The sequence below is a fragment of the Moorena sp. SIO3H5 genome (assembly GCF_010692395.1).
GTDB lineage: Bacteria > Cyanobacteriota > Cyanobacteriia > Cyanobacteriales > Coleofasciculaceae > Moorena.
Window position 1 is genome coordinate 1 of sequence record NZ_JAAHHS010000446.1, and the last position, 6,011, is coordinate 6,011.

8 protein-coding genes and 1 pseudogene are annotated in these 6,011 nt (G+C 41.6%); 7 read left to right on the top strand and 2 right to left on the bottom strand.

Annotated features, from left to right (window positions below; all coding sequences use genetic code 11):
* Window positions 1-209: 209 nt before the first annotated feature.
* Both F6K52_RS30800 and F6K52_RS30805 read left to right on the top strand, forming a co-directional pair.
* Window positions 210-392, top strand: a complete 183-nt coding sequence (locus tag F6K52_RS30800; RefSeq protein ID WP_293087902.1) for a twin-arginine translocase TatA/TatE family subunit — start codon at window positions 210-212, stop codon at window positions 390-392.
* Between the two features lie 88 nt (window positions 393-480).
* Complete coding sequence (locus tag F6K52_RS30805) at window positions 481-639, top strand: hypothetical protein (protein ID WP_293087904.1); 159 nt, start codon at window positions 481-483, stop codon at window positions 637-639.
* Here F6K52_RS30805 and F6K52_RS30810 read toward each other — a convergent pair.
* The gene (locus F6K52_RS30810) at window positions 628-1,341 is read right to left on the bottom strand and encodes a Crp/Fnr family transcriptional regulator (RefSeq protein WP_293087907.1); all 714 of its coding nucleotides are present in this window, start codon (window positions 1,339-1,341) and stop codon (window positions 628-630) included. The two genes, F6K52_RS30805 and F6K52_RS30810, sit on opposite strands and share 12 nt — an antisense overlap.
* A 171-nt stretch (window positions 1,342-1,512) precedes the next feature.
* On the opposite strand from F6K52_RS30810, the gene F6K52_RS37145 reads away from it, so the two are divergent.
* The 5 genes from F6K52_RS37145 to F6K52_RS30840 all read left to right on the top strand — a co-directional run bounded on the left by F6K52_RS37145 (window position 1,513) and on the right by F6K52_RS30840 (window position 5,805).
* Window positions 1,513-2,295, top strand: coding sequence for a globin domain-containing protein (locus F6K52_RS37145; protein WP_364420543.1), 783 nt, complete (start codon window positions 1,513-1,515; stop codon window positions 2,293-2,295).
* Window positions 2,296-2,455: 160 nt separating this feature from the next.
* Entirely contained in the window at window positions 2,456-2,698 is a 243-nt protein-coding gene (locus F6K52_RS30825; protein WP_293087909.1) for a hypothetical protein, read from the top strand.
* A 288-nt stretch (window positions 2,699-2,986) separates the two neighbouring features.
* A complete protein-coding gene (locus F6K52_RS30830; protein ID WP_293087911.1) occupies window positions 2,987-3,556 on the top strand; it encodes a DUF4255 domain-containing protein in 570 nt (189 codons plus the stop codon).
* Between the two features lie 38 nt (window positions 3,557-3,594).
* A complete protein-coding gene (locus F6K52_RS30835; protein ID WP_293087913.1) occupies window positions 3,595-4,437 on the top strand; it encodes a hypothetical protein in 843 nt (280 codons plus the stop codon).
* Between the two features lie 27 nt (window positions 4,438-4,464).
* Window positions 4,465-5,805 (top strand): phage tail sheath C-terminal domain-containing protein, encoded by a 1,341-nt coding sequence (locus F6K52_RS30840; RefSeq protein ID WP_293087915.1) that lies wholly within the window; start codon window positions 4,465-4,467, stop codon window positions 5,803-5,805.
* Between the two features lie 18 nt (window positions 5,806-5,823).
* On the opposite strand, the pseudogene F6K52_RS30845 reads toward F6K52_RS30840, so the two are convergent.
* Window positions 5,824-6,011 (bottom strand): annotated as a pseudogene (locus F6K52_RS30845) (hypothetical protein); the annotation flags it as partial.

Genomic DNA, 6,011 nt, shown 5'->3' on the forward strand with positions numbered 1-6,011 from the left:
TGTGCTATTTAAGCATTCAGCTCTCAGCTCTCAGCTCTCAACTCTCAGCTAATGCGCTACTAGATCGGTGCTTTTGAATAAAACAGGTAAGCATTGGTTTAATCTCTGTTACGTCAGCTGACGGCTGACTGCTGACCGCTGAATGCTTACAGTGCTATAAAGCAGTTCAAGGTTAATTCAACGTTAACAGGAGTTTAGAGGAAATTCGTATGTTTGGTTTAGGATTGCCCGAAGTGATGATTATTGGCGTTGTGGCAGTTGTGATTTTTGGACCGAAGAAGATTCCTGAAATTGGCAGCGCCCTAGGGAAAACCCTCAGAGGCTTCAAAGACGAGATGAATAATCCGACATCAGAAGCGGAGGAATCACAAACTGAGCAGAAAGATTCATAATTAACAAAACCTTCGACGGTGCATTCATCCCACGCTGACCATTTTTGAATGGTCGCGAAGCGATTGACGTTAGGGTTCAGACCTGGCTATGGAAGGCGTTGTAAGCTATAACAATGCCTGCATTAGAGGGTTTCTCATAGTAACGAAGTACACAGGATTTTTTCCCGATTCCCTACTCCCGATTCCCTACTCCCTACTCCCTACTCCCTACTCCCTACTCCCTACTCCCTACTCCCTAGTCTTTTAATCCTTCGTTGTCCGCAATCGCATCTAACTGCTGCCAGTCATTGATAATAATTTTGCCTCCCCGCTTGTAGGTAACTACTGAATTGCTCGAATTTATCTTTTTGAATAAACGCACGCATTCTTCATAGGTTATTCCTATACTGCGAGCAATTTGATAGTAAGGAAGGTTGACATTTAAGGAGTCTCCCTGAGTAACAGACTCAGTTCCATAGCGAGTTGCATAGTATTGCAGCAGACGCACCAGTCGTACAATTGCCCTTTCAGAAATTAGCCCATGTACGGTGTTATGAATTTGTTGCAGGCGTTGATTAAAGACTTCCAGGATTCGCAACGCCACTTCTGGGGTATGACGAATGGTCTCTAACAGCGCCTCTCGTTCTATGGTTAGCACTAGGGAGTCCACCTGACAAATAACTGTTGCGGGAGCAATACCATTACCAAAAATTGCCGGAGCCGCAAAAATATCCCCCTCAGGGATGATGCGCAAAAGGCTTTCTTTACCACTCGTCCCGGTTTTTTGAATTTTCAGAGTTCCCTTGATTAAGGCATAGAGTTGGCAGGGGAGGCGATCGCCCTCGTAGATCACAATCTCATCCCGCAAATAAGTCCTTACTTTGGTATAAGGCTGCATATTCTCTAGCGCTGAGGTTTCTAGGTCTTTCAGCACCCAGACTTGAGCTAATTGTTCTATGGATGAGACCATGCCTAGTAGTCCTTTGAGACTGTTTGATAGTTATAATCAACAATTTACTTCGTTTATGAGCTAGCTCAAGGACAGCCCTAACTATTTCTGTCACAGTAAAAGTAACAACGAGTTCAGGGATATTTACCAATCTTAGAACTTCCTACCTAAAATTGTGATGAGGAAAGGATAATGGGTAATGCGATCGCTACAGCAAACACATCGTTTAGCACTTCCCTACAAAAATTAGCTGACGATCCAGAGACAGGGATGATTAGCAAAGTTTTGCTCAAGGATAACAATTGCCAATACACCCTATTTTGTCTGGCAAAAGGTACAGCCATCGACGAGCATACTTCACCTCGTAATGCCGCAATTACCGTCATTGAAGGGAAAGGAATTCTGACCTTAGACCAGAAAGAGATTACCTTAGAACCAGGAGTCTTTATCTTTATACCTGCTAAAGCACCTCATAAGTTACAAGCCCAAGAGAATCTGAAATTTGTGCTAACCCTCTCGGAAAAACCCAAACCCGTGAATCAGGTGAGCCAAGAAACTATAGATATCATCAAGTCCACAGCTCCCCTGCTCAAAAAGCATGGTAAGCAAATTACTACTCGGATGTATGAAATCATGTTTCACAACCATCCAGAGGTAAAAGCACAGTTTGATATGTCAGCTCAAGCCAATGGTTCTCAACCAGCTAAGTTAGCGACAGCAGTCTATAGTTATGCTAGCAAAATTGATAATCCGGAGGCTTTAAAATCCATGGTTGAGGTGATTGCCCATCGTCATGTAAAAACCCATGTTAAACCCGAACAATATCCCATTGTGGGAGAGAGTTTACTACAAGCGATGAAGGATGTATTGCATGAAGCGGCGACAGAGGAAGTTATAGCAGCTTGGACAGAAGCGTATCAGATATTAGCTGATATTTTTATTAACAGAGAACATCAAATTTATGAATCGTTATAGCAATCTATAAGTAGGGAGTAGGGAGTAGGGAGTAGGGAGTAGGGAATATGAGAACCGCTATATTTCTGTTAGTCTAAATTCCCAGCAGTCAAAACTTGGCTCTTCGGTTAACATCAGCTTAGGAAACGTAGGTGATGCTAACCGTTGATTTCCAGTTGCCGTGGAACGGGCATGTTGGTGGAACGGGCATGTTGGTGGAACGGGCATGTTGGTGGAACGGACATGTTGGTGGAACGGACATGTTGGTGGAACGGACATGTTGGTGGAACGGGCATCTTGCCCGTTATCAATATTCCCAGGCGGGCAGGATGCCCACCCCACTCCTATTCATCCCGCCCCTCAGCAATGCCAAAAATCCTGTGTACCTCATAGCGATAAGAAACCCTATAAGCACCTCAAGTAGCGTGGCCAACGGCCAACGTCTGACTGCTAACTGCTGACTGCTGACTGCTGACTGCTTACGAAAAATGATCCGAGTTGAATATTCCTAAAAATATTACGATATATTTCATTGTTTAAAATACCGAAAAATGTTACGATATATTTCATTTTTCGGTATTTTCTCTCTTTATTGATTTTTCATGTTAGTGTTATTTTGGTGGCAGTTACAAGTATATAAAAAATATTGCCCTATTCCATAGTCTTCTTGTCAAGATTATCCTCCAATTATTAGGCGGGATAGATACTACCTATGTTGGATCATGTTCTCTCGTTTCTTAAGGAGCAACTCAACAGCTACATCCGAGTAAAAACCGGGGGTCAGGCTTTTGAGGTCTTATTTCTTCAGGATCGCAACGGCAAAGAAGTTTCCTTAGAAGAGAATGCGATTACTACCTTGTTAGTTAACTTAGAAGAAGACTATACCTTTCGTTCTGGTGCCGCCTATGACAGGATGCCTAATCAGGGGGGTAACCAGCAAAACAACCCTAATCTTTACCTCAATTTATACGTTCTCTATGCTGCTAATTTTACTAATTACAGCCAATCTTTAAAGTTTTTATCCCTAATTATCAAATACTTTCAAAGTCATCGATTATTTGATTGTCGTAACTCTCCAACCCTCAATCCTGAGATCCAAAAATTGACCATAGAACTGGTTAATTTACCTTTTACTGAACAAAGAGAGGTTTGGTCTGGTTTAGGCATGTCTTATCTGCCTTCAGTCATTTATAAAGTCAGAATGGTTGTCTTTGCCGATGGGGATACGGTGGAAATTGGCTCTGATGTAACTGATAGGGAAGTTAGTAGTTCAAGAATCTAGTATCGCCGCCAAACTAAAACCCAAGGGTCATCTAGATTATGCTTTATAAGCAACTCTTTGAATTAAGTATTCTTCACGACTATTATCGGGATAAAGTCTGCCCGGACTTAAGTGTTGAACCAACACCTGAATGTAGTAGGGTACTTAGGGGTCATCGTCTGATTGTTAAGAATAAAGTTAACGGAATAATGGTCATTGCCCCAGTAGATTCAAAAGATAAACCCTGGGTAGAGCTTGCTGATAATTTGCGATTTACTTTTATATTGAAAATCAAAAATCCAGATTTTATAGATTTCACAGATATTGACTGGAAACCCCTTGATAATGGTATTTATCTGTTTAGTAATGATAAAACTACTGAAATTGGAGTGTCAGAGTTAGAAATAGCTAAAACTACCTTATCTGATAGAAATTTACCCAGGGGAAAGCTGATTTTTGGCATTGTGGATATTTATAATAACTCCTCCATGGCTAAAGATTTGAAAGATAAAAATCCGAAGAGTGACTATCAAATCACCTTCCAAGCAAAAAAACAACCGTGGTTCTATTACTTGGTAACCGATCAAGTAACTAATGGCGATGAATTCTTGATTGAAGATAAAGAGACAACCAGGAACCCAAAAATAAAATTTATACCTTGTGTCGAGTCTGAAGATACAGAGTCAATATTTTCTGCCCTTAACCAACAATTTCCTGAATCTCAACAATATTGCTTTAAATCTGACTCAGAAATTGCTTGTCAGGAAGCTGGGAGACAAAATATTCAACTTTTAAAAAATAAAAAGACTGAACTTGGCGATCCCTCTGTGTGGATTGATCATTTACCTAATCCCCCTAATCAGAACGGAATTCAAGTCATTAATGCCCTGAAATATCTATAAAAATTGAAACCTAAGGATTGAACCATCGTGTATAAAACTCCCAATGTTTATGTCGAGGAAATTTCTACATTCCCCCCCTCAGTCGCTGAGGTATCTACAGCGATTCCAGCTTTTATCGGTTACACAGATAAAGCTGGACGAGGCAGTGAATATTTAACCAATAAACCCACTCGAATTAGTTCACTACTTGACTATGAAACTTTGTTTGGCAAGGCTTACGCAAGTGAATTTGAGGTTACACAGAGCGCAGGTGTAATTGCACCCATTAGCCCTCCGACACTCAAGTATTTAATGTATTATGCTTTGCGGATTTATTTTGATAACGGTGGGGGCAGTTGTTACATTGTTTCGGTAGGGGAATACAGCACTATCGAAAAAAGTGTTGCCAATTTTGAGGCAGGTTTAACAGCTTTAGAAAAAGAAGATGAACCGACTTTAATCATGCTTACCGATGCGGTAACTTTAGGTGATACCGATTATTACGGACTTTGTGTAAAAGCTTTGACGCAATGCAATAGGTTAAAAGATCGGTTTGCTATCTTCGACGTTATGAAAGATAAAGTTAAGGAATTCCGAAATGGAATTGGTACAGCATATTTAAAATATGGCGCAGCTTATTCTCCTGATCTCCAAACATCACTTAATTACTATTACACCGATGAGTCTGTAACTATTAACGAAGATGGAGGAACCACTAATTCAAAGCTGACTGAGTACAACGACCCACAAAGCTTGCTTTACAACACCGATCTCTACAACAAAATAAAGACTGAACTAGCTAAACAGCGAGTCGTATTACCCCCAAGTGCAGCCGTAGCAGGGGTATATGCCAGGGTAGATCGGGACAGGGGAGTTTGGAAAGCACCTGCTAATGTCAGCTTGGCATCGGTACTTGGTCCTACGGAAAAAATTACCAATGATGAACAGGAAAATCTCAACGTTCATACCAGCGGTAAATCCATCAATGCTATTCGTAGCTTTACCGGAAAAGGAACTTTAATTTGGGGAGCAAGGACTTTAGCAGGTAATGACAATGAATGGCGCTATATCCCTGTGCGCAGACTGTTCAATCTGATTGAAGAATCGATTCAGAAAGCCACCGCATTTGTAGTCTTTGAGTCTAACAACGCCATCACCTGGCTGAAAGTGAAGTCCCTAATTGAAAGTTATTTGGAGGGATTATGGCGACAGGGTGCCCTGGCTGGTAGCACTCCTGAACAGGCTTTCTTTGTTAATATCGGACTGGGTAAAAGCATGACAGCACAGGACATTTTAGAAGGACGGATGATTGTGGAAATTGGTCTGGCAGCAGTCCGTCCGGCTGAGTTCATTATCCTGAAATTCTCCCACAAATTACAGGAAGCATAGGCGGTCAGCGGTCAGCGGTCAGTGGTCAGTGGTCAGCCGTGAGCCATTCCCGTAGCGTGGCCAAAGGCCAAGGCTGAATGCTGAATGCTGAATGCTGAATGCTGAATGCTGAATGCTGAATGCTGAATGCTGAATGCTGAATGCTGAATGCTGATAGCTTAAACCAAACCTAAAGTAATTAAGGAAACATAAATCATGGCAGACAC

Excerpts from the sequence above, each read along its gene's own strand:
- F6K52_RS30800 (WP_293087902.1), top strand. The coding sequence starts at position 210 with ATGTTTGGTTTAGGATTGCCCGAAGTGATGATTATTGGCGTTGTGGCA.
- F6K52_RS30805 (WP_293087904.1), top strand. The coding sequence starts at position 481 with ATGGAAGGCGTTGTAAGCTATAACAATGCCTGCATTAGAGGGTTTCTC.
- F6K52_RS30810 (WP_293087907.1), bottom strand. The coding sequence starts at position 1,341 with ATGGTCTCATCCATAGAACAATTAGCTCAAGTCTGGGTGCTGAAAGAC.
- F6K52_RS37145 (WP_364420543.1), top strand. The coding sequence starts at position 1,513 with ATGGGTAATGCGATCGCTACAGCAAACACATCGTTTAGCACTTCCCTA.
- F6K52_RS30830 (WP_293087911.1), top strand. The coding sequence starts at position 2,987 with ATGTTGGATCATGTTCTCTCGTTTCTTAAGGAGCAACTCAACAGCTAC.
- F6K52_RS30835 (WP_293087913.1), top strand. The coding sequence starts at position 3,595 with ATGCTTTATAAGCAACTCTTTGAATTAAGTATTCTTCACGACTATTAT.